Here is a 22,011-nt window from a genome sequence, read left to right as displayed (position 1 = left end):
ACACAAATCCAACGGATAGTTTTTAGCATATTTTTAGCGAAATGACGAAGATTTTACTGCTTTCCGATACACATGGGCACATGGACAAAACCATTTTAAAGTATGCGGCCCAAGCCGATGAAATTTGGCATGCAGGCGATATTGGCAGTCTTAGTGTAACCGATCAACTGGAAGCCATTAAGCCTGTAAGGGGTGTGCATGGAAATATTGATGACCATGTGATTCAAAAAGAATTTCCGGAAAACAACAGGTTTATGTGCGAAGGGGTCGATGTTTGGATCACCCACATTGGCGGCTACCCCAACCGCTACAACATTCGTGTTCGGGATGAAATCAGAAACAATCCGCCCAAACTTTTTATTTGTGGGCACTCCCACATACTAAAAGTAATGCACGACAAAAAGCTTGGGCTGCTGCACATGAATCCAGGGGCATGCGGAAAGCATGGTTTTCATCAAATGCGGACCATGCTGCGCTTTGTTATTGATGGCGAAAAGATTACGGATTTAGAGGTTATTGAATTGGGAAAAAGATAAAGAATGAAATACGATCTGATCATACTGGCAATTTTCTTGGCAAGCTGTTCGACCAGGTCCTCCAAAAATGAGGATTCCACATCCCAACCCGAACAAAGTGCGGTCACCCTTCATATTTTAGGAACCGTTCAAGATGGCGGCAGTCCCCACATAGGTTGTCAAAAATCGTGTTGTGCAGAACTCTTTAACAATCCCGATCCCACCCGAAAAGTAGTTTCCTTGGGGTTGGTAGATCATAAAAATAAAAAAAGCTATCTTTTTGAGGCCACTCCCGATATGTCCTCCCAACTGAAACTCTTAAAGGAACATGCCCGTAGTAACAGGGAAACCCCTGACGGAATTTTTGTAACACATGCCCATATTGGCCATTACACTGGTTTGATGTATTTGGGCAGGGAAGCCCTGGGCGGAAACAAAGTACCTGTATATGCAATGCCACGAATGAAAGCGTTCTTGGAGTCCAACGGACCTTGGGAACAACTTGTCTCGTTGAAAAACATGGAACTACGACCCATAAAAAATGAGGTGACCATTCAACTTACGCCAAACATAAAAGTTGTTCCTTTCACCGTGCCGCACCGGGATGAATATTCCGAAACCGTAGGTTATAGGATCATCGGGCCGAACAAATCGGTTTTGTTCATTCCCGACATCGATAAATGGTCCAAATGGGAAAAGGATATTTTGAAAGAAATACAAAATGTGGATTTTGCTTTTTTGGATGCCACATTTTTTGATGGTCCTGAGATCAACTCAAGAAATATTTCCGAAATTCCCCATCCTTTTGTTATTGAAAGTATCCGTTTGTTCAAAAACCTACCCAAAAGTGAAAAATCCAAAGTTCACTTTATCCATTTTAATCATACCAACGCACTTTTGAACAAAAACAGTGACTCCTATCAAAAAGTTATAGAGGCAGGTTTCCATATCTCAGCTTTTGATCAAAAGATCGGTCTGTAGACCTTACAAACATAAAAACCCCGGCCGAAGCCAGGGTTTTTTCGCACTAATACTACTAAGATGTTAGGTTTAACGCAAGCGATCAACAGATTTTACAAGATCTTCATCCTTTTTGATAGCCCTGTTGGCCAGGACCAGAAAAACGATAGAAAATACAGGAATCAGCATCCCAATACCCTTCTCAGAAACCACAGTTTCTCCGGATAAGCTTAGCGATCGATAAACGAAAAATCCTAGTAAAAAAAGGTTCAATATCATATTCAATCTGTTCACCACAAATTGATTTTGTCGTTTCTTGTACATTACAATCGATACTACGGCCAATACGGTAATTACGTAAAAAACGAGGCTTAACATAACTTCATCCTGGGCAAACACTTCTTTGCCGCCCACTTCGACCCATAGATTCATAAAGAACGGAAGTATTCCCGAAATAAGGCCTACTATAAGTAAATATAACGTTTGTATCCGCTGAATCATTGTTCAAATCGATTTCGAATGGCAAAAATAGGCGTCTTTTTGATAAATAAGGCTTTATTCTTGAAAAATTATTTGTAATATTGTCATGTTATTATCAAGCACCTACCTCGGAATTCTTTCTCCAGTAGTATCCAAAAATAACTTTACTTCAAATTTTAGAATCACAAGTTTAACTTATTCCATTACTTAATGTTCGAGATTTCAGATCTAAAAGCTAAAAAGCTTCCTGAGTTGCAAGAGATTGCAAAGGATCTTAATGTTCCCAAATTCAAATCATTGAAAAAACTGGACCTGGTATACCAAATATTGGACGTACAGGCCTCCAACCCTAAAGCTGTTGCAGAAACTGTTGCTGCGACCAAAGAAGAAAAACCGGCCCCTAAACCAAAAAGAACAAGGGCTCCACGTCCCAAAACCACGGAGGCCAAAAAAGACACCACAGGGGACAAACCTGAAAAAGCGCCTCAGAAAAGAGAGCCAAGGAACAAAAAAGACGACTCCAAACCACAGGGAAAACCTCAAAAACAGGATAACAAGCCTCAAGACAACAAGTCACAGGGTAGTAACAATTCCCAAAAGAATCAAAACAACAGAAGAAACACCCAACATAACAAAGGCCACCACGACAAAAAGAACAGCAATTTTGACAAGGACTTGAGAAACAGGTACAAAGAACCTGAGTACGAGTTCGACAGCATTATTGAAAGTGAAGGTGTGTTGGATATTATGCAAGATGGTTATGGGTTCCTTAGGTCTTCCGATTACAACTATCTTTCTTCCCCCGACGATATTTACGTGTCCCAATCACAGATAAGACTGTTTGGGCTTAAATCCGGGGACACTATCTTGGGGAACATTAGACCTCCCAAAGAAGGTGAAAAATATTTCCCGCTGATCAAAGTGAACAAAATCAATGGACTTGACCCACAAGTGGTTCGTGATAGGGTTGCTTTTGAACATCTTACCCCGTTGTTTCCAAAGGAAAAATTCAAATTAGCGGAAAAACAAAGTACTATTTCCACAAGAATCATGGATTTGTTCTCCCCCATCGGGAAAGGACAAAGAGGTATGATCGTATCCCAGCCCAAAACGGGTAAAACCATGTTATTGAAGGATATCGCCAATGCGATAGCGGCCAATCACCCAGAGGTGTATCAAATCATTTTATTGATCGATGAGCGTCCAGAGGAGGTTACCGATATGCAACGCAATGTACGTGGCGAAGTGGTTGCTTCTACTTTTGACAAAGAAGCCACCGAGCACGTAAGGGTTGCCAATATTGTATTGGAAAAAGCAAAACGATTGGTAGAGTGTGGTCATGATGTAGTGATCCTGTTGGATTCCATTACCCGTTTGGCCCGTGCCTACAACACCGTACAACCAGCATCCGGTAAAGTATTGAGTGGTGGTGTGGATGCGAACGCACTGCACAAACCAAAACGTTTCTTTGGTGCTGCGCGTAACATCGAAAACGGAGGTTCACTTTCCATTATCGCTACGGCATTAACGGAAACAGGCTCCAAAATGGACGAGGTCATCTTTGAGGAATTCAAGGGTACAGGTAATATGGAACTCCAGTTGGACAGAAGAATATCCAACAGAAGAATTTTCCCTGCGATCGACCTTATTTCTTCCTCCACACGAAGAGATGATTTGTTGTTGGACGAAAATACCATTCAACGCATGTGGATCTTACGCAAATACTTAGCGGACATGAACCCTGTAGAAGCCATGGAGTTTATAGAACAACGCATAAAGCAAACCAAGAACAACGAGGAATTTTTACTCACCATGAACGAGTAAAATCCTACAAGGTTCTATATCATAGTATTAAAAGCCCTTCAAGTTTTTTGAAGGGCTTTTTGTTGAGTCAATTTATAGAAAAGGCATATCTTTAGTTCAGTTTCCCCAAAAACTGAACTATAAACACTTAACTATGATAAACTACAGAACGGCCTTTCTTGCACTTTTCGGGGCCACATTTTTGATGTTGGGAGCTTGTCAGCAAGGTCCTAAAAAGGAAGAATCCACCGAAACAAAGGATGTTAAAACCACTCAAAAAGAACCTATTGCGCCACCCGAAGGCATAATTTCCTTGGAAGAGTCAAAATCCCTTTACGATAACTATACCAAAAACAGGGTGGACATGATTCAGCAATTTGAAGCAGAACGAGGAAGTGGGGATGTAGCGTTTGTTCCGGCCCGATTTACTTCCTTTGGCTATGATAAACTAAAAACTTATATCGCTTTTGCTGAACAAGAAGCTGATAGTGCTGGAGTAGAAATAAGTTCTTTTCGATTTTATTTCGCAAATTATCCTGACAAACCGGATTTTCCAGATGGAAAAAAAATAGTGCATCCTAGGCAAAATTCTATTTTTGTTGTTCCCACTATGATTGTAGATGGTGCAGAATACGGATTTTATATCGGAGCCGACGGTAGTGCCAAATTGATCAAGGATGCTGTGGGCGGCAAAGCTGTAGGCCAAAATAAAAAAGGAGGTAAGTCCTATGCAAGCATGCTGCCAAATATGGTTCAGGATGACCCTCAAAGCCTTGTTTTGAACAAAGGGAATTCCTCCCCTCCCCCAAATAGTGATTACTAAACCGGAATGTAATCGAAGATCTAATTTCTTTTCTTAAAGAGCAATTTTTCCTAGTTACTTATTTAGTGACATGGATAATCTCGGTGTTGACTTACAGGAAATATTTTGACACGACCCTAAAATATTTCCCGATGTTTATCGCCTATACCTTTTTTACTGATTTATTAGGGTACTTTATTAAGTTCAATGATAGTTTTCAATTTTTTTCCGAAGGAAAATATGCCTCTTTAAACATTATAATCTATAATATCTATCAGTTGATTGCATATGCGTTTTTTTATTGGGTTTACTTTAAAACCTTAAAAAGAACTCAACATAAAAAACTTGTAAAGTATGGAGCTTTTCTAGTTCTTGTGAGTTATTTGACAAGTTTGATTTTCCAAAATCCATTGTATAGAGGTCTATACTATGCAGAACTTGTTGGATCGTGGGTATTATTGGGATGCATAATATTTTATTTTAAAGAAAAGAAAAATGAAAACTCCTCCTACCATCAAGGGAAAAATTTGCTTTTTTGGGTAAGCTCAGGTTCATTTATCTTTTATGCCATAACTCCATACATTTTTTTACTGGGATCTATAGATGATCATGTATGGTATGATTATCACTTTCAAAAAATATTATTTGTACTCATAGCAATTATGTATGGCTTTTACATGTTGGGACTTTTATTAGGTGAACGAAAAGCATTTAGATGATCAAAAATCAAAGGCCTTTAAAATAGATTCACTTCCACAGCTTTTTTACGTTATTTTTGATTTTCAACAAAAGCACTGAAAGCTAACTGGTTGGCCAGGGAACCATGGAAGAATTTTATACATTTATCTCAGAGCAATACATTCTTCCATTCTATCTTATCGTATGGATTGTGGCCATGGCCCGATACCGCACCTATTTTGATACTCCATTAAAGTATTATCCAATGTATTTAATGTATACCTTCCTTACGGAGTTATTGGGGTATTTTATTAAATATTTTGATGAATTCCAGATCATTGATATTGAAAAGTACAGTTGGTACAATGTGATTATATTCAATATCTATTCGGTGATATCCTTTTTGTTTTTTTATTACATCTACTGGAGAGTTGTTAAAAACCAGACGTACAGAAAATGGATAAAAATAGGAGCCTTGGCAAGCATTATCGGGTATGTGGTAAGTCTATTTTTTCAAAATCCATTGTATAGCAACCTTTACTATGCCGATATGCTCGCTTCCTTTATTTTACTTTTTAATATTTGGCTCTATTTTAAAGAAAAAAGAAGTGAATCTACCATCTACCCCAACAAACGCAACCTCATGTTTTGGATGAGCCTGGGATTGGTGATCTTTTATTCCATTTTCCCTTTCCTGTTTTGGATAGGCTATGAGATTCCTGAAATCTGGATTGATTATCACCTAAGGACCATATTGCGGATATTGATTTTATTTATGTACGGTACCTTTTTGGTCGGTGTTCTTATCCACAGCAGAAAAGCATTTCGATAAAACCATTTCCTTGATCTTGATCCCAAGATAAAAAACAAAGTTTCCAAGAACAGGAAAATTGCTGTATTTTTAGAATTAACGGCACGGGAACAAGCCCAATGAAAGAATTCTACGATTTTCTTATCGACAATTATACTATTCCAATCTACCTTGTGACATGGATTGTCGTGGTTTTACGATACCGCACCTATTATGATACGCCTTTGCAATATTTTCCCATCTTTATCATGTACACATTTCTATCCGAAATGTTGGCCGTCTTGATTTTGCGCTATGAAGAATTCCAATTTTTTTCAGATGACAGCTACAGCAACCACAATGTAATTGTCTATAATATTTATGCATTGGTTTCTTTCCTGTTCTATTATTATATCTATTGGCATGTTTTAAAGGTCAAAAAACATAAAGCTTGGGTATTGTATGGAGCATTGGCAAGTATTTTGTCATTTATGGCCAGCCTGTTCTTCCAAAATCCGTTTCATGCCAGTCTCTATTATGCGGATATCATATCCTCCTTTATTTTACTGTTCTCCATTGGATTGTATATCAAGGAAAAGAGGTCCGAACAAAGTTCATATTCTCAAATACACAACACTATGTTCTGGACCAGCATGGGACTGGCAGTTTTTTACACCTGCTTTCCGATAGTATATTTTATTGTTCACGAGATACCAAAAATCTACCTCGAATACCCCATATTCCAAGTACTGATGATAGCCGTAGTATTTATGCATTCATCATTTATCATTGGCGCCATTACCGGAAGAAGAAAAGCATTTAGATAGAATGGAATTCGACCAAAATAAAAAACGCCCCCAAATTGGAGGCGTTCAACATATTTTTATTTGACAAGAATTACATTGTTGCAACCTTGGTCATCAACTTGCTCTTAAGGTTTGCGGCCTTATTGTTATGAATGATGTTTTTCTTGGCCAATTTATCAATCATACCAACTACAGTAGGCAACAAAGCTTCAGCAGCTTTTTTATCTTCCTCGTTACGCAATTTTTTGATGGCATTACGCACAGTTTTGTGCTGATACCTGTTACGCAAACGTACTGCTTCGTTTCTTCTGATTCTCTTTAATGCTGACTTATGGTTTGCCATTGCTTAAATTTAATTCTTTCTAAATCCTTTTTTTGTAGCCCGTAGGGGAATCGAACCCCTGTTACCAGGATGAAAACCTGGCGTCCTAACCCCTAGACGAACGGGCCATTATTTCAATTTCAAAATTTCAAACTACAAAGTTAAAAACTAATTTCTTTTTAGCTTAAAACTCTTCTTAGTAGCCCGTAGGGGAATCGAACCCCTGTTACCAGGATGAAAACCTGGCGTCCTAACCCCTAGACGAACGGGCCGTATGGTTGCATAATTGCGGATGCAAAAATACAACTATTTTTAAGTCTTGCAACAGTATTTTTTATTTTTTGCAAGCTGTTTAGTAGGCCTTTGCGAACAACACCCTTTTATGGGAAGGTTTTCCTGTTACAATACACTTGCCCTCTTCGTTTTCTGCATCCAAAGGAATACAACGAATAGTGGCTTTGGTCTCTTCTTTTATCCTGTCCTCGGTTTCGACAGTTCCATCCCAATGGGCGGAAACAAAACCACCTTTTTCCTCGATAACTTTTTTAAACTCATCATAGGAATCCACTTTGGTGATATGTTCCTTTCTGTAATCAAGGGCTTTATTAAAGATGTTTTCCTGAATCTCATCCATTAAGGACACCACCTTGTTCACAACCTCTTCCGCCTTTACGATTTCCTTGGTCAATGTGTCCCTCCGCGCCACCTCAAAGGTACCGTTGGCCAAATCACGCTGCCCAACCGCCAAGCGCACGGGAACACCCTTTAGCTCATACTCATTGAATTTAAAGCCGGGCTTATGGGTATCTCGGGTGTCATATTTAACAGTAATGCCTTTATCCCGCAATGCCTTGACCAATGGATCCACTTTCTCCGAAATGGCATCCAACTGATCCAATCCTTTATAAATCGGTACAATTACAACTTGAATCGGTGCCAATTGTGGTGGCAGCACCAACCCATTATCATCGCTGTGCGTCATGACCAAAGCGCCCATCAATCTCGTGGAAACACCCCAAGATGTGGCCCAAACGTATTCTTGCTTACCTTCTTTGTTGGCAAACTTGACATCAAAAGCCTTTGCAAAGTTCTGGCCCAAAAAGTGTGAAGTACCCGCCTGCAATGCTTTTCCATCCTGCATCAAAGCCTCTATACAGTAGGTTTCCTCCGCACCGGCAAAACGCTCGCTCTCGGTTTTGGTTCCCTTGATCACGGGAACACCCATATATTTTTCGGCAAAATCCGCATAAACATTCATCATAAGTTCTGCTTCTTCCACAGCTTCCTCTCTAGTAGCGTGTGCGGTATGGCCCTCCTGCCACAAAAATTCGGCAGTTCTTAAAAAAAGTCGTGTTCTCATCTCCCAGCGCACCACATTGGCCCACTGATTTATTTTTAGCGGCAAATCCCTGTAAGATTGCACCCATTTTCTAAAAGTATCCCAAATAATGGTTTCGGAAGTTGGACGAACGATCAGCTCCTCCTCAAGTTTGGCGTTCTCATCCACCACAATACCACTGCCGTCCTCGGCATTTTTCAATCGGTAATGGGTAACCACGGCGCATTCCTTGGCAAACCCCTCTACGTGACTGGCCTCTTTGCTTAGATATGATTTTGGGATGAACAACGGGAAATATGCATTCTCGTGGCCCGTTTCCTTGAACATTCTATCCAATTGACCTTGCATTTTTTCCCAGATGGCATACCCATAGGGCTTTATGACCATACACCCCCTAACACCTGAGTTTTCAGCCAAATCTGACTTTACTACTAGTTCGTTATACCATTTGGAATAATCTTCTGCTCTGCTCGTTAAATTTTTACCCATCTATTGTAGTTTGGCACAAAACTTGTGACTTTAGTCATGTAATGATTGGGTAAAACTAATTATTTTTAGTATGTTCAACAATAAAAATTGCGCCATGTTAAAGTCTTTACTCCATAATAAATTCAGAACCTTCGCCATATTGATGGTTATTGCCCTTTTTATGGCTTCTTGCGGTTCCTACCAACAAGCCTCATATTACGATGACGGAATTTATTCTTCCAATAACCGAGTTGTAAGGGTTGAAAAGAAAAATGCCGAAGCGGTAAGAATTGAAGAACAAGAAAGTAATATCTACGGAGATTATTTCGGGGATAAGGCAAACGAGTATGGTGAAATTTTGGACAGCGAGGTTTTTACCGACATTGACAGCTATTCCAGCCAAGTTCAAAACGATACTGTTCCTTACGGTGAGCAAACCGATTATTTTGCTTACAACAACAACTACAACGGAAACCCTGGCTGGGGTGATAACCCCACAAATGTCTCCATCAACGTTTATGACAATAGTTGGGGATGGGGCGGCCTCGGTTGGGGTTGGAACGACCCATGGTTATGGAATGGCGGATGGGGATGGAACAACCCATATAACAATTGGGGATGGGGCTGGAACAGTCCTTACTACAGTTGGGGATGGGGTTGGAACAACCCATGGAGATTCAATCGTTGGGGCTGGGCCGGATACTACGGATGGGGATACCCATACAATGGCTGGGGCTGGGCCGGATACTACGGTTGGGGCGGATACTACAACAACTATTGGAACCGTCCGTATTATGGTAGAGGATATGGAGACTATGCTTATATGAGAGGAAGAAGAGGATACTCCTCCCGCATACCTGGAACCACACTCACATCTAGATCCAATGGATACGCCAGCAGAATACGAAACAACAGTGGGCGTTCCAATGCGAACTTGTCCCGCAACAATAACAATTTGGCAAGAAGAAGCTCTCAAGGATATAGCAATAGGTCAAACGTTAGAAGATCTATAAGTGCCGATGCCGTTGCCAGAAACAGAAATTACAGAACAAGTAGAAGCACCAGAACTTCCCCAAGTTATAGTGGAAGCTCAAGAACTACTGCACGACGTTCTTACGGAACTTCTTCAACTAGGAGCAGTAGAAGCTACAATAGAAGTAGTTCGCCTTCATCCAGAAGTTACAGAAGTTCTGGACGAAGCACAAGAAGCTACCAATCCAGAAGTGCTGTACCTAGCAGAAACTACAACAGATCTTCAAGCAGGTCCAGTTCTAGAAGTTACCGCAGCAGCGGTTCATCAAGAAGTAGTTCGCGAGGAAGCTATCGAAGCTCAGGAAGTAGTTCCAGAGGAAGCTCCGGAGTAAGTAGATCTTCCGGCGGCTCAAGATCTTCAGGCTCATCCCGTTCTTCCGGAGGAAGAGGCGGTAGAGGTGGCGGTAGACCATAATTCCATAAACTCATCGATTAATCTAAATCAGAAGAAATGAAAAGAATATTGACTTTCATCATGGTATTGGCATGCACTTTCGCAAGTGCACAGACCATTGACGATGTTCTCCGCTACAGTACGGAAAACCTTCAAGGAACCGCGAGGTTTCAGGCAATGGGAGGAGCATTTGGAGCATTGGGTGGCGACTTGTCCGCCCTTAATGTTAACCCTGCTGGTTCAGCAGTCTTTAATTTTAGTGAGATAGGGTTTACAGGCTCTAACTATCATATAAACAATGATGCACTTTATGGCAATAGCCTAAGAAGTACCACCTCCAATTCTTTGGATTTCAATCAAGTTGGTGGTGTATTTGTATTCAATTCGTCAACAGATAGTCCCTGGAAAAAAATTGCATTGGCATTCAACTACGACATGGTGCAAAATTTTGATAATGAATTTACCGCATCTGGGAACACCGCTGTAGGTGTAGACAATTATTTCCTCAACTTTGCACAAGGAGAGCCCTTGGGGCCACTACGTACACAACAGGGAGAATTCATAGAGGATGCTTATTTGGATATCGGTGCCAATCTGGGATACTCGGCCCAACAAGCATTTTTAGGGTTTCAATCCGGTATTATAGAACCTGTTGAAGACGATGATCAAAACACTTCCTATTTCTCCAATGCACAATACGGAAGTGTAAATCAAAGATATTTACAGAACACATCCGGCTACAATAGCAAATTCACTTTAAATTTTGCCGGTCAGTATAAGGAAGATTTGTACTTGGGTGCATCGGTGAACTTCCACAATGTTATATATGATAGGGTCTCCTATCTTGATGAAGATGGCTACGATGCGGACTCACCGATCCAGTATACCTCTTTCGATAATTTGCTTCATACCGAAGGCTATGGTTTCTCTTTTAGCTTAGGAGCAATTGCAAAAGTAAATCAGTCCATTCGAATCGGCGGTAGTTATCAATCACCAACGTGGTATACATTGACAGATGACACCAGCCAACGAATCAATAGTAACCTAGCGGTATCGGACATTGATTTCATCAACTTTAACATTGTAAATCTTTATGATGAATATAGAATAAAAACACCGGAAAAATACACCGGTAGTGTTGCCCTTGTGTTTGGGCAAGATGGACTCATAAGCTTGGATTACAGCTATCAAGACATGTCCAAAGCAGAGCTTAGGCCTACTTCCGACCCAAATTTTACCGCGGAAAACGATTTTATTGCCAGCACCTTGGGAGCTGTGAACTCATATCGTTTGGGCGGGGAATACCGAATAGAAGAGGTAAGTCTTAGGGCAGGTTACAGATTTGAGGAAAGTCCTTATGAGAACAGTGATTTTATTGGTGACCTAAACGGTTTTTCCGCAGGTATCGGTTACAACTTTGGAGCAAGCCGATTAGATTTGGCCTATAGCAGAACAGAACAAGATATAAACTCTTACTTCTTTGATGGCGGTATTGATAGCGCTGCACTGATCAATAGAATAAACACCAACATTTCTTTGGGCTATACCTTAAAATTCTAAAAAGAGAAAAAGAAAATTATATAGAAGGCTGGAAGAAATTCCGGCCTTTTTTATCGCACCAACGAAAAATGCCTACGAACCGATGTAGCGACCAAAACACCATCATCGTCCCGTTCATAATCCAATCTAAACCAGTAATCCGAAGAGGGCATATCCCTTCCATTAAAGGTGCCGTCCCATCCAATGTTCACATCAATTTGCTTTAATAGCTTTCCGTAACGATCAAAAATGAACACTACAGGGTTGATCAACTGTTCTACCCCATAAACATTCCAGTTATCGTGGACACCATCGCTATTTGGTGTAAAGAATTTTGGATATCCGACCACTAAAAACTCGATGGGCTCGGTAGCACCACAGCCATTTTTATCGTTTATTACAACCGTATTCGTACCAGGTGGCACATCATAGAACACTGGGTCGTCCTGAAATTCACCTCCATTGATCGCATATTCGTAATTACCATCACCCACCGGAACGATCTCAATATTGTAAGGGTCTGTTTGTTCACTATTAACCAAATCATCGATCACTCTAACTTCATCAAGTTCGGGCGTCCCATAAAAGGTAATGAGGATATCATCGGTAACGGTTGTTCCAAATGTAGATTCGATAGTAACACGATAACGACCGGAATTTGGGCTCGAGACCGTCAATTCAGTTTCTCCGGCCCCTGAAGCCAAAATTGTTTCGTAAGTACCATCATCTTCTGCGTCCAATTCCCAAGTAATATTCGCAATGCTCGGTCCTACAGGAGAGTTTAAGGCAGAAAGCACAATATCAGGATCACCTTCACAGGCAACAATATCGAATCCTAAGAACTCATCCCTTAACGTACAATCCAACGCCGTATTTTGATCTTCATCCACCGAACTGCCCGTAAAGGTTAAGATAAAGTCTTCTGGCTCATCATCAAAATTGGTATTGTAGTTATTGATGTAGAGGTAATAAACCTCTCCTTGCCTAACATTCAACCATTCATCATAAGTGTTCTGGCTTCCTTTTACAAACGGGGCCCCTTCGCGCCCATCAACTGGATTTATCCCTATTCCTGTAAAATTGGTCTCATTGTATTCGTAATTACATCGTATCGGTTGTGCGGAACCATCCCCAATAATGGTACAAAAGGTTTCATTGGAAGTTTCGTCAAAAGGGCCATACAATGCAAAGTCCCATTCCGCGGTAATTGGACTACCTGGGTTTACAGGTATGGCTTCAACATCAAAACCGATCTGACCATCCGTACCAGCCCTAAATACAAACCATCCCGTATTGTTCTCAATATTGGCGGAACTGACACTTCCCTTTTCCAAACAACCGGTCTGCGTAATGACTTCAGGATCAAAATCATCAATATCGCCCCCACCATCGGTAGTTCCCAAAATAGGCGCATCTGCACAAACTGGTATTGCTGTTCTGCAATCCGGGGAGTTTTGTGCGCTAACCACTTGTGCAAGAAAAAAGAAACAAATAGCGCTAAATAGAGCTCGCATAGAATTTTGGGGCTATTGGTTATTCTATAAGCTGTATAACTCCCTAATTCTTTCTTTTAGTATGTTTTAACCGAAGAAATTTGTAGTTAATCGATGAACGAACCAGCTATTATCTTCTTAAGGAAAAATGACTTTGTAAATATTTGGCATACGTCCGGTTTCCATCGGCATCAATGTACGATAGTTTGAACCAATAATCGGTGGACGGTAAAGGCTTCCCCTGAAAACTTCCATCCCAACCGGCGTCGAACTCGTTCATTTGCTTGATGAGTTTTCCATACCGATCATAAATCGTAACAATAGGCGAATTCAAGGTTGAAAGACCTTCTATCTGCCAGGTTTCGTTCAACACATCGCCATTGGGTGAGAAAATGGCCAAATACCCTACCACTACAATATCTTCTTCGACCACTCCACAACCAAAAAGATCGCGCATGTTTACGGTGTGTACACCAGGAGGAACGGCTTCAAAAACATTACTGCTTTGATACTCCCCCCCATCCATACTAAATTCGTACATACCATTGTTTTCCGTATTGATCGTTACCGTGTTGTTCACACTCATATCCTCTATATCGATACTGGAGATTTGGGGATTCGTTGAAATTTCGACAGATACCGTGCGACTAGCTTCACAACTAATTCCGTTGGATTGATTAGTAACTGTTAACGTATATTCTCCCGCATCGGACACTGTTATGGACGGGGTCTGCTCTCCCGTACTCCACAGATAGATATAATCGGGGTTGGGCTGTGTTTCCCCTATTTCTATACTTCCAACAGCTTCGCAGATTACCGCTTGCTCATCAAAAGTCAATATTGGGGTTTCAATGGGATTCAAAACAAAGCGTTGCGATGCATCGTAACAATCTGGGTTTGCCAAGGAGGTGGTTCGAACATATATGGTTTCGGAACCTCCCATCAACATATGTTGTTTTTCGAAGGGATGGACACCCATGTCCGCATCGGTTTGCGAACTGTGGTAACTGACAACAAAATCATCAGGATCCATACCTCCCAAGGCTTCCGTGTTTTTACTGTTCAGGTCAAAGGCCATATCAACCTCGTGGCAAAAGGTTTCATCTGCAATCACACCTGTAACGGGCACTTCATTGAATCCAACTTGTACATCACTCACAATATTTTCGGCAGATGTGATGACTACAACTCGGTACTGCCCTGTATTCTGAACATTGTACGTTGCCCCGTTGGCTCCTGCGATAAGTTGATAACCGCTTCCCGAATCAATATACCACTCATAATTGATGGCCCCGGAAGTAGTGGCATCCAATACCACATTATCCCCCTCGCAAGCAGAAATCGGGGGTCCCAATAAATTGCTTACAATGGAACAATCCAATGCGCTATTGGGATAATCCACCCAAATATTGCCGGTAAACTGAATGGAAAATCCAGAATTTACATTGCTGAAGTTGTTAATGAATAGGTAATAGTCCTCTCCAGCCTCTACCTGAAGCCAGTCTTCATAATGTACAGAGTCCACATTACCCGTTGGGTCTTCCCCTACCCCAATGAAACTGGTATTTTCACTATTATCAAAAAAGTTACAACGGACAGGTTCGCCCAAATCACTGCAATCGGTAGCTCGGTAAAGGGCAAAGTCCCAGTCCTCGTTACTATTGTGTCCAATATTGAAACCCAATTGCCCCGCTTCGGCCGTCCTAAAACGATACCATGCGGAATTGGATTCGATAGTACCCGTTACCGTCGGCTCCAAACAACCACTGGCCGTAGCGCCATTAAAGTCGTCCAAACCAAAACCACTGGTTCCCCCATTGATCGGCGTATTGCTACAAATAGGAATAGCATCTGCACAATCTTGGGCCACCTGCGCTTGCGCCGTCTGCCAAAATAATAGTATCAACAAGGTCTTTGTTAAGGTTCTAAACATAAAAGACTGTAGGTTTGGGCATTATAAAAGTACCGTGGTGCTAGGGTTAACAATAATTTATGTTGTCAAACCCCCGATAGCAGATGTTAAATCGGTCATTAATGTATATCTTTGCTCCTCTTAAGCAGTAGCTATGAAACTAGAGCAGGCATTGGAAGAACAATATGAAGAAAGAGGAAACGACCACGTTGGTTCCTCAACGGATACCCCAATGAGGGACGATGCTTTTGTATTGAGCGATGAAGAAAAAATCGAAAGAATACAAAAAAGCGTAAGGGAAATTATGCTTACCCTGGGTCTTGATTTGGATGATGACAGTTTAAAAGGCACTCCAAAACGAGTGGCCAAAATGTATGTGCAGGAAATCTTTGGCGGATTGCACCCTGACAGAAAGCCAAAATCATCAACTTTTGACAATAAGTACAAGTATGGCGAAATGTTGGTGGAAAAAAACATTGTGGTCTATTCCACGTGCGAGCACCACTTATTGCCCATTGTTGGGCGGGCGCACATCGCCTACATTTCCAACGGAACCGTTGTCGGCCTTTCCAAAATGAACCGCGTAGTGGATTATTTTGCAAAGCGGCCCCAAGTTCAGGAACGTATGAACATCCAAATTGTAAAAGAGCTTCAAAAGGTATTGGGCACAGAAGATGTGGCTTGCGTTATCGATGCCAAACACCTTTGTGTGAATTCCAGAGGAATACGGGATATTGACAGCAGTACAGTAACTGCTGAATATGGTGGAAAGTTCAAGGAAGAAGCCACGCGGAGAGAATTTTTGGATTACATCAACCTAGATACCGAATTTTAAACACCAACTGTTTAAATGCAATTGTACAAAGACCAAACCTTAAGAATCCATAATTCGCTTACCGGAAAAAAAGACATATTCAAACCTATAAATGAAGGTCATGTAGGCATGTACGTCTGCGGACCCACCGTTTACAGCAATGTACACTTGGGCAATTGCCGCACGTTCATGTCTTTTGATATGATTTTCCGATACTTCAAACATCTGGGGTACAAGGTACGCTACGTCCGAAACATTACAGATGCCGGGCACTTGGAAAACGATGCGGACGAAGGTGAGGACAAAATTGCTAAAAAAGCCAAACTAGAGCAGATCGAGCCGATGGAGGTGGTACAACGCTATACCGTTGACTTCCACAACACCCTGCAATTATTCAACTTATTGCCACCGAGCATTGAGCCAACTGCTACAGGTCATATCATTGAACAGATAGAGATCATCAAGGAGATTCTTGAAAAAGGATTGGCCTACGAGGCAAACGGTTCGGTTTATTTTGATGTGCTCAAGTTCAACAAAGACCATGATTACGGCAAATTGAGCGGTAGAAAGTTGGAGGATATGATTACCAACACCCGCGAACTTACTGCCCAGGACGAAAAAAGAAACCCACAGGATTTTGCCCTTTGGAAAAAAGCGGAACCACAGCACATCATGCGTTGGCCATCCCCTTGGGGAGATGGTTTCCCAGGATGGCATTTGGAGTGCACCGCTATGAGCACCAAATATTTGGGCGAAACCTTTGATATTCACGGCGGAGGAATGGACCTTAAATTTCCGCACCACGAGTGCGAGATTGCACAGGCAGAGGCCAGCACGGGAAAATCGCCTGTAAACTATTGGATGCACGCCAATATGTTGACCCTGAACGGCAGAAAAATGTCCAAATCCACGGACAACAATATTTACCCTGCAGAGATTTTTAGCGGTGACAATAACATTTTGAGCAAGCCATATACACCAGCAGTAGTTCGATTTTTTATGATGCAGGCCCACTACACCAGTATTTTGGATCTTAGTGATGAAGCTTTGCAAGCCTCCGAAAAAGGATATAACCGTTTGATGGACGCCCTTGATAGTATCGATACGTTAAAAACAGGTGATACATCAGATTTTGATGTGGCCGCTTGGAAGCAGAAGTGCTACGATGCCATGAACGACGACTTCAACACACCGATTTTGATCGCGCAGTTGTTCGAGGCCGTTAAACATATCAACTTGATCAAGGAGGATAAGGAAGCTATTTCCGCAGAAGATAAGGAGGTTCTTGCAAGTTCGCTCAAAGCCTTTGTTTACGATGTGCTTGGCATTGAAAACCAATCCATGACCAAAGATGATTCCAATACACTCAACGGAGTAATGGAATTATTGATCGATATTAGAAACGAAGCTCGCGCGAACAAGGACTTCGCTACTTCTGACAAAATTAGAGATCAATTGATCGAATTGGGCATTCAGATCAAAGATGGCAAGGACGGGACTACCTTCAGCGTAAATTAGTACTTCACAAATTTTGATTGGTACTCCCCGGGCGAGACATGAATTTTTCGCTTGAACAAACGGTTGAAATAGGAACGGTTTTCAAACCCACATTCCAAATAAATCTCCTTTATTTTCCGATCCGGATCTTTTAAAAGGTTGATGGCCATTTTTATGCGTTCGCTGTTGATGTAGTCAATCGGTGTAACCCCCAATTCTTCCTTAAATGTCTTGTGGAAATGCGATTCGCTCATACAGGCCTTTTTACTCAAATCACTAACGGTCAAAGGTTCGTGCAAGTGTTGGGAAATATATTCGATCACATAGCCCAACCTATTGTTCGAGCTTAATTTGGATGCGTTTTGGGTATATTTTTCCCGCGTGTTGCCCTGCAAAATCCGAATAATCAGTTCTTGGAGCATATTGTCCACAAAATAGTCCTTGGACGGATGGTTCTCCGTGAACAGATACAATAACCGTTGAATAATGCCATAAATACTGGCATCGTTGGTAAAGTGGTAATTGTAATCCATTAAAGCCCACTCGGAACCATCATGTTTGGGAATTACCTCGTTCATCAAATTAATGACCTTATTTATTTTCTCATCAGAAATGGCCATGGCCAAACAACGTGTCGGATTCTCTTCATTTGCTTCGGGAAAATCAATGCACATGACTTCGTTGGATGGAAGTATCAAGGATTCGCCCGGAAGAAAATCAAACGATTTTTTATCTCTCAGATGCATTACCTTTTTTCCTATCAACATGGAGGCAAGTACAGGTTGGTCAAATTGAAGTAGCACTTTTTCGGCCTGCAGATGGGTCTCAAAAACGTGCATCGATGCGTTATTCAACGTATACGATGTTTGGTTCTCGACCAAATGTTCAAGTTTTCTCTCCTTATAAAATCGTTCTGGCAACTGCATATAAAATATCTACTCCTTAATATATTGTACAAATACTTACTAAATATAAAAAATATGATGTGATATTTTGTTAAAAATATAAAAACAAAGAGGATTGGTCATGTCATTAATAGAATACGTCAGATGTCCGGGGTTCAAAATCAATACTTTTAAAATCAGCCACTTGGACAAACTGTGGACGAACATAAAAATTAACTTTAACAACACGTATTATGAGCAATGTACAAACTACTGAACGTAGTGTTTTGGAAAAACCAAAGTTCAAAGATCAGTATGAAAATTACATCGGTGGAAAATGGACCCCGCCGACCAAAGGAGAATATTTTGACAATATTTCCCCTGTAGATGGAAACGCATTCACCAAAATTGCACGGTCCACTGCCGAAGATGTGGACAAGGCCATTGATGCTGCATGGGCGGCAGCTCCAGAATGGAACAATTCCTCCGCCACATACCGTAGCAATCTATTATTAAAGATTGCCGATGTGATGGAGAACAACCTTGAGGCTTTGGCCCGCGCCGAAACTTGGGACAATGGGAAGGCGATACGCGAGACCCGTGCCGCGGATATGCCATTGGCCATTGACCACTTCAGGTATTTTGCAGGAGTAATCCGTGCAGAGGAAGGTTCGGTAAGCGAATTGGACAGCAACACGGTTTCCATGAATGTAATGGAGCCACTTGGTGTAGTAGGGCAAATTATTCCTTGGAACTTCCCCATTTTGATGGCCGCTTGGAAATTGGCACCAGCATTGGCCGCAGGAAACTGTGTAGTGCTCAAGCCTGCAGAACAAACACCCGTTGGAATACTTATTTTGATGGAACTGATCGAGGATATTCTGCCCGCAGGTGTACTCAATATTGTTAACGGATTTGGGTTGGAGGCAGGAAAGCCATTGGCCTCCAGTCCACGGATTAAAAAAATTGCCTTCACGGGAGAGACCACTACAGGACAATTGATCATGCAATATGCTTCCAAGAACATTATTCCTGTGACATTGGAATTGGGCGGTAAATCCCCGAACGTTTTCTTCGAAAGTATTATGGATGCAGATGATGAGTTCTTCGACAAATGTTTGGAAGGTGCCGTGATGTTCGCCTTGAACCAAGGTGAAGTTTGTACCTGCCCATCCAGAATACTGGTTCAGGAAAACATTTATGATAAATTCATTGAGCGTGTCGTGGAACGCACCAAAGCCATTAAACTTGGTCACCCTCTAGACCCAACCACCATGATGGGCGCCCAAGCATCCAACGATCAGTTCGAAAAAATCATGAACTACATCCAAATTGGCAAAGAAGAAGGATGTGAAGTATTGGCAGGAGGCGAAGCTGCCTACAACGAAGGTTTGGAAGGTGGATATTACATCCAACCCACCATTTTGAAAGGAAACAACAAAATGCGTGTCTTCCAAGAAGAAATTTTTGGCCCTGTGGTCTGCGTCACCACCTTTAAAGATGAAGCCGAAGCTCTGGAAATAGCCAACGATACCCTTTATGGTTTGGGTGCAGGGGTTTGGACACGTGACATGCACCAAGCCTATAAAATCTCCCGACAGATTCAAGCTGGTAGAGTTTGGGTGAATTGCTATCACAACTACCCTGCCCACGCACCATTTGGAGGGTACAAAAAGTCAGGTATTGGAAGAGAAAACCATAAAATGATGCTCAGCCATTACACCCAGACCAAAAACATGCTTATTTCTTACGATAAGAACAAATTGGGCTTTTTCTAGGATGGAAAATTTGATAAAACGCGTGTTGGTTTCGGACAAGGCCATAGAAATCATTGATCAGCTCAGGGAACGCCATGGGGAACTTATGTTCCATCAAAGTGGCGGGTGCTGCGACGGCTCCTCCCCTATGTGCTTTCCAAAAGGAGAATTGATGCTCAATGAAAACGATGTTAAATTGGGTACCATCCACGGGTGCGATTTTTTCATGAGCAAGGACCAGTTCGAATACTGGAAACACACACAGCTTACAGTCGATGTAACTACAGGACGTGGTGCCAGTTTTAGTCTGGAAATTCCGTTGGGACTACGTTTTGTCATTAAGTCACGATTGTACACAGACGAGGAACGGGAACATTTGGAGCCCGTGCAACCCGCTGAAGAAGTTTAACCCAAGCCCCGACTTTGTCGGGGCTTTTTCATACCTTGTTCTTTGTTTTGTTCCATAGAAAGCATGAAGAAAATTTTGATAGCGCCATTTGTTTTGCTGGTAAGGTTTTACCAGCTTTTTATCTCCCCCATGTTTCCCTCCACATGCCGCTACACCCCTACGTGCTCCCAATACACCTTGGAAGCCTTAAAAAAGCACGGGCTTTTTAAAGGGGGATGGCTTTCCATTAAACGCATCGCCAGTTGCAACCCCTGGGGCGGAAGCGGATTTGACCCCGTTCCCTGAAAAATTGAACTTTAATTAATACCGTGCAACCGTTCAAAGTAGTTATATTAGTCCAAAATTTAGATAAATGTATTTCCTCGGATTTGACTGGAACCCCGAAGGAACCCTTTTTAAACTGGGTTTTCTACAGATAAAATATTACAATTTGTTATGGATCGCGGCCTTTGTCGTTGGGTGGTTCATCATGAAGAAAATCTTCCTGAATGAAAAGAAATCCATGGAAAAACTGGATTCCCTTTTTATTTATACCGTGGTCTCAATTATGTTGGGTGCCCGTTTGGGACATGTTTTCTTTTATGATTGGGACTACTATAAAGACCATTTGGCGGAAATCCTGTTACCGATTCGAGAAAGTGCGAACAGTTCTCTTTTCGGTATTATCAATGGTTATGAGTTTACTGGGTTTACAGGCTTGGCCAGCCATGGTGCTACCATTGCGGCCATTATCGGTATATGGCTGTATACCCGTAAATGGAAAGACATTAAAATGCTTTGGCTGTTGGACAGATTGGTAATTCCGTCAGCCATTGGTGCGGCTTTCGTGAGGTTCGGTAATTTTTTCAACTCCGAAATCAACGGTAAAAAAGTAGATGAGTCCTATTTTCTTGCAACCCGTTTTATCCGCGATTCGGACGATATGCCAGCTTATCAGGCCATGGCACTCACCAAGGAGCAAACCCCGAACGCGGCGTACAAAGCCATTCAGCACAATCCAGAATTTTCGGAGGTGCTACAATCCATTCCCTATCGTCACCCAGCTCAATTGTACGAGGCTTTCTGCTACGTTTTAGTATTTATAGCACTTTACCTGTTGTATTGGAAAACGGATTGGAAGAACAAACCAGGTTTCCTTTTCGGGTTGTTCATGGTACTCTTGTTCGTGGTACGGTTCTTTGTGGAATTCTACAAGAAAAGTCAAGGTGGATTCGAAGATGCTTTGGGAATGCTTTCTACAGGGCAATGGCTCAGCATCCCAATGATACTTATCGGGGTGTACTTTATGATAAAACCTGCACCCGTAGAACTGTAATT

General features: G+C 41.7%; 21 protein-coding genes and 2 tRNA genes. 15 read left to right on the top strand and 8 right to left on the bottom strand.

What is annotated here, in order from left to right; genetic code table 11:
* The first annotated feature begins 41 nt into the window (after positions 1-41).
* Positions 42-536, top strand: coding sequence for a metallophosphoesterase family protein (locus J0654_RS18040; protein ID WP_207030513.1), 495 nt, complete (start codon positions 42-44; stop codon positions 534-536).
* Between the two features lie 3 nt (positions 537-539).
* On the top strand, positions 540-1,496 hold the full coding sequence (locus J0654_RS18035; RefSeq protein WP_207030512.1) for an MBL fold metallo-hydrolase: 957 nt from the start codon (positions 540-542) through the stop codon (positions 1,494-1,496).
* Positions 1,497-1,565: 69 nt separating this feature from the next.
* Here J0654_RS18035 and J0654_RS18030 read toward each other — a convergent pair whose 3' ends face one another.
* Positions 1,566-1,976 carry a DUF4293 domain-containing protein gene (locus J0654_RS18030; RefSeq protein ID WP_207030511.1) on the bottom strand — a complete coding sequence of 137 codons (411 nt, stop codon included), beginning with the start codon at positions 1,974-1,976 and terminating at the stop codon, positions 1,566-1,568.
* Between the two features lie 189 nt (positions 1,977-2,165).
* On the opposite strand from J0654_RS18030, the gene rho reads away from it, so the two are divergent.
* The 5 genes from rho (at position 2,166) to J0654_RS18005 (ending at position 6,855) form a co-directional block, all read left to right on the top strand.
* Positions 2,166-3,779 carry a transcription termination factor Rho gene (gene rho, locus J0654_RS18025; protein WP_207030510.1) on the top strand — a complete coding sequence of 538 codons (1,614 nt, stop codon included), beginning with the start codon at positions 2,166-2,168 and terminating at the stop codon, positions 3,777-3,779.
* A 133-nt stretch (positions 3,780-3,912) separates the two neighbouring features.
* Positions 3,913-4,581 (top strand): hypothetical protein, encoded by a 669-nt coding sequence (locus tag J0654_RS18020; RefSeq protein WP_207030509.1) that lies wholly within the window; start codon positions 3,913-3,915, stop codon positions 4,579-4,581.
* Positions 4,582-4,712: 131 nt separating this feature from the next.
* Positions 4,713-5,279: a hypothetical protein gene (locus J0654_RS18015; protein ID WP_207030508.1), complete on the top strand. Its 567-nt coding sequence runs from the start codon at positions 4,713-4,715 to the stop codon at positions 5,277-5,279.
* Between the two features lie 104 nt (positions 5,280-5,383).
* Positions 5,384-6,070, top strand: a complete 687-nt coding sequence (locus J0654_RS18010) for a hypothetical protein (protein WP_207030507.1) — start codon at positions 5,384-5,386, stop codon at positions 6,068-6,070.
* A gap of 98 nt (positions 6,071-6,168) precedes the next feature.
* Entirely contained in the window at positions 6,169-6,855 is a 687-nt protein-coding gene (locus J0654_RS18005) for a hypothetical protein (protein WP_207030506.1), read from the top strand.
* A gap of 70 nt (positions 6,856-6,925) precedes the next feature.
* On the opposite strand, the gene rpsT is transcribed toward J0654_RS18005, so the two are convergent.
* From rpsT to proS, 4 genes are all read right to left on the bottom strand, one after another.
* The gene (gene rpsT, locus J0654_RS18000) at positions 6,926-7,177 is read right to left on the bottom strand and encodes a 30S ribosomal protein S20 (RefSeq protein WP_207030505.1); all 252 of its coding nucleotides are present in this window, start codon (positions 7,175-7,177) and stop codon (positions 6,926-6,928) included.
* A 35-nt stretch (positions 7,178-7,212) separates the two neighbouring features.
* Positions 7,213-7,284 (bottom strand) — tRNA-Glu (locus tag J0654_RS17995).
* A gap of 72 nt (positions 7,285-7,356) precedes the next feature.
* Positions 7,357-7,428: transfer RNA gene (locus tag J0654_RS17990), tRNA-Glu, on the bottom strand.
* Between the two features lie 80 nt (positions 7,429-7,508).
* A complete protein-coding gene (gene proS, locus J0654_RS17985; RefSeq protein ID WP_207030504.1) occupies positions 7,509-8,984 on the bottom strand; it encodes a proline--tRNA ligase in 1,476 nt (491 codons plus the stop codon).
* Positions 8,985-9,078: 94 nt separating this feature from the next.
* Here proS and J0654_RS17980 point away from each other — a divergent pair, with 94 nt between their 5' ends.
* Together J0654_RS17980 and J0654_RS17975 are read left to right on the top strand one after the other, a co-directional pair.
* Entirely contained in the window at positions 9,079-10,410 is a 1,332-nt protein-coding gene (locus J0654_RS17980) for a hypothetical protein (RefSeq protein WP_207030503.1), read from the top strand.
* 36 nt (positions 10,411-10,446) lie between these two features.
* On the top strand, positions 10,447-11,949 hold the full coding sequence (locus J0654_RS17975) for an OmpP1/FadL family transporter (RefSeq protein ID WP_207030502.1): 1,503 nt from the start codon (positions 10,447-10,449) through the stop codon (positions 11,947-11,949).
* Positions 11,950-11,999: 50 nt separating this feature from the next.
* On the opposite strand, the gene J0654_RS17970 is transcribed toward J0654_RS17975, so the two are convergent.
* Positions 12,000-13,442 carry a T9SS type B sorting domain-containing protein gene (locus J0654_RS17970; RefSeq protein WP_207030501.1) on the bottom strand — a complete coding sequence of 481 codons (1,443 nt, stop codon included), beginning with the start codon at positions 13,440-13,442 and terminating at the stop codon, positions 12,000-12,002.
* Positions 13,443-13,551: 109 nt separating this feature from the next.
* Complete coding sequence (locus J0654_RS17965) at positions 13,552-15,354, bottom strand: T9SS type B sorting domain-containing protein (protein ID WP_207030500.1); 1,803 nt, start codon at positions 15,352-15,354, stop codon at positions 13,552-13,554.
* Between the two features lie 133 nt (positions 15,355-15,487).
* On the opposite strand from J0654_RS17965, the gene folE reads away from it, so the two are divergent.
* Positions 15,488-16,168 (top strand): GTP cyclohydrolase I FolE, encoded by a 681-nt coding sequence (gene folE / locus J0654_RS17960; protein WP_207030499.1) that lies wholly within the window; start codon positions 15,488-15,490, stop codon positions 16,166-16,168.
* A 15-nt stretch (positions 16,169-16,183) separates the two neighbouring features.
* On the top strand, positions 16,184-17,665 hold the full coding sequence (cysS, locus tag J0654_RS17955; protein ID WP_207030498.1) for a cysteine--tRNA ligase: 1,482 nt from the start codon (positions 16,184-16,186) through the stop codon (positions 17,663-17,665).
* Here cysS and J0654_RS17950 read toward each other — a convergent pair.
* Positions 17,662-18,570: an AraC family transcriptional regulator gene (locus tag J0654_RS17950; RefSeq protein WP_207030497.1), complete on the bottom strand. Its 909-nt coding sequence runs from the start codon at positions 18,568-18,570 to the stop codon at positions 17,662-17,664. The genes cysS and J0654_RS17950 overlap by 4 nt on opposite strands.
* A 212-nt stretch (positions 18,571-18,782) precedes the next feature.
* Between J0654_RS17950 and exaC the strand changes: the two genes are divergently transcribed.
* The 4 genes from exaC to lgt all read left to right on the top strand — a co-directional run bounded on the left by exaC (position 18,783) and on the right by lgt (position 22,009).
* On the top strand, positions 18,783-20,306 hold the full coding sequence (gene exaC, locus J0654_RS17945; RefSeq protein WP_207030496.1) for an acetaldehyde dehydrogenase ExaC: 1,524 nt from the start codon (positions 18,783-18,785) through the stop codon (positions 20,304-20,306).
* A gap of 1 nt (position 20,307) precedes the next feature.
* The gene (locus tag J0654_RS17940) at positions 20,308-20,694 is read left to right on the top strand and encodes a DUF779 domain-containing protein (protein ID WP_207030495.1); all 387 of its coding nucleotides are present in this window, start codon (positions 20,308-20,310) and stop codon (positions 20,692-20,694) included.
* 63 nt (positions 20,695-20,757) lie between these two features.
* Positions 20,758-20,979 (top strand): membrane protein insertion efficiency factor YidD, encoded by a 222-nt coding sequence (gene yidD, locus J0654_RS17935; protein ID WP_207030494.1) that lies wholly within the window; start codon positions 20,758-20,760, stop codon positions 20,977-20,979.
* A gap of 67 nt (positions 20,980-21,046) precedes the next feature.
* Positions 21,047-22,009: a prolipoprotein diacylglyceryl transferase gene (lgt, locus tag J0654_RS17930; protein WP_207030493.1), complete on the top strand. Its 963-nt coding sequence runs from the start codon at positions 21,047-21,049 to the stop codon at positions 22,007-22,009.
* The last annotated feature ends 2 nt before the right edge of the window (positions 22,010-22,011 follow it).

The organism is Flagellimonas profundi (assembly GCF_017313275.1).
In the GTDB taxonomy this organism is placed as follows: Bacteria; Bacteroidota; Bacteroidia; order Flavobacteriales; family Flavobacteriaceae; genus Flagellimonas; species Flagellimonas profundi.
Note: the sequence above shows the minus strand (reverse complement) of the source record. Positions and strands in the feature narration are given on the sequence as shown.

Excerpts from the sequence above, each read along its gene's own strand:
- J0654_RS18040 (WP_207030513.1), top strand. The coding sequence starts at position 42 with ATGACGAAGATTTTACTGCTTTCCGATACACATGGGCACATGGACAAA.
- J0654_RS18035 (WP_207030512.1), top strand. The coding sequence starts at position 540 with ATGAAATACGATCTGATCATACTGGCAATTTTCTTGGCAAGCTGTTCG.
- J0654_RS18030 (WP_207030511.1), bottom strand. The coding sequence starts at position 1,976 with ATGATTCAGCGGATACAAACGTTATATTTACTTATAGTAGGCCTTATT.
- rho (WP_207030510.1), top strand. The coding sequence starts at position 2,166 with ATGTTCGAGATTTCAGATCTAAAAGCTAAAAAGCTTCCTGAGTTGCAA.
- J0654_RS18020 (WP_207030509.1), top strand. The coding sequence starts at position 3,913 with ATGATAAACTACAGAACGGCCTTTCTTGCACTTTTCGGGGCCACATTT.
- J0654_RS18015 (WP_207030508.1), top strand. The coding sequence starts at position 4,713 with ATGTTTATCGCCTATACCTTTTTTACTGATTTATTAGGGTACTTTATT.
- J0654_RS18010 (WP_207030507.1), top strand. The coding sequence starts at position 5,384 with ATGGAAGAATTTTATACATTTATCTCAGAGCAATACATTCTTCCATTC.
- J0654_RS18005 (WP_207030506.1), top strand. The coding sequence starts at position 6,169 with ATGAAAGAATTCTACGATTTTCTTATCGACAATTATACTATTCCAATC.
- rpsT (WP_207030505.1), bottom strand. The coding sequence starts at position 7,177 with ATGGCAAACCATAAGTCAGCATTAAAGAGAATCAGAAGAAACGAAGCA.
- proS (WP_207030504.1), bottom strand. The coding sequence starts at position 8,984 with ATGGGTAAAAATTTAACGAGCAGAGCAGAAGATTATTCCAAATGGTAT.
- J0654_RS17980 (WP_207030503.1), top strand. The coding sequence starts at position 9,079 with ATGTTAAAGTCTTTACTCCATAATAAATTCAGAACCTTCGCCATATTG.
- J0654_RS17975 (WP_207030502.1), top strand. The coding sequence starts at position 10,447 with ATGAAAAGAATATTGACTTTCATCATGGTATTGGCATGCACTTTCGCA.
- J0654_RS17970 (WP_207030501.1), bottom strand. The coding sequence starts at position 13,442 with ATGCGAGCTCTATTTAGCGCTATTTGTTTCTTTTTTCTTGCACAAGTG.
- J0654_RS17965 (WP_207030500.1), bottom strand. The coding sequence starts at position 15,354 with ATGTTTAGAACCTTAACAAAGACCTTGTTGATACTATTATTTTGGCAG.
- folE (WP_207030499.1), top strand. The coding sequence starts at position 15,488 with ATGAAACTAGAGCAGGCATTGGAAGAACAATATGAAGAAAGAGGAAAC.
- cysS (WP_207030498.1), top strand. The coding sequence starts at position 16,184 with ATGCAATTGTACAAAGACCAAACCTTAAGAATCCATAATTCGCTTACC.
- J0654_RS17950 (WP_207030497.1), bottom strand. The coding sequence starts at position 18,570 with ATGCAGTTGCCAGAACGATTTTATAAGGAGAGAAAACTTGAACATTTG.
- exaC (WP_207030496.1), top strand. The coding sequence starts at position 18,783 with ATGAGCAATGTACAAACTACTGAACGTAGTGTTTTGGAAAAACCAAAG.
- J0654_RS17940 (WP_207030495.1), top strand. The coding sequence starts at position 20,308 with ATGGAAAATTTGATAAAACGCGTGTTGGTTTCGGACAAGGCCATAGAA.
- yidD (WP_207030494.1), top strand. The coding sequence starts at position 20,758 with ATGAAGAAAATTTTGATAGCGCCATTTGTTTTGCTGGTAAGGTTTTAC.
- lgt (WP_207030493.1), top strand. The coding sequence starts at position 21,047 with ATGTATTTCCTCGGATTTGACTGGAACCCCGAAGGAACCCTTTTTAAA.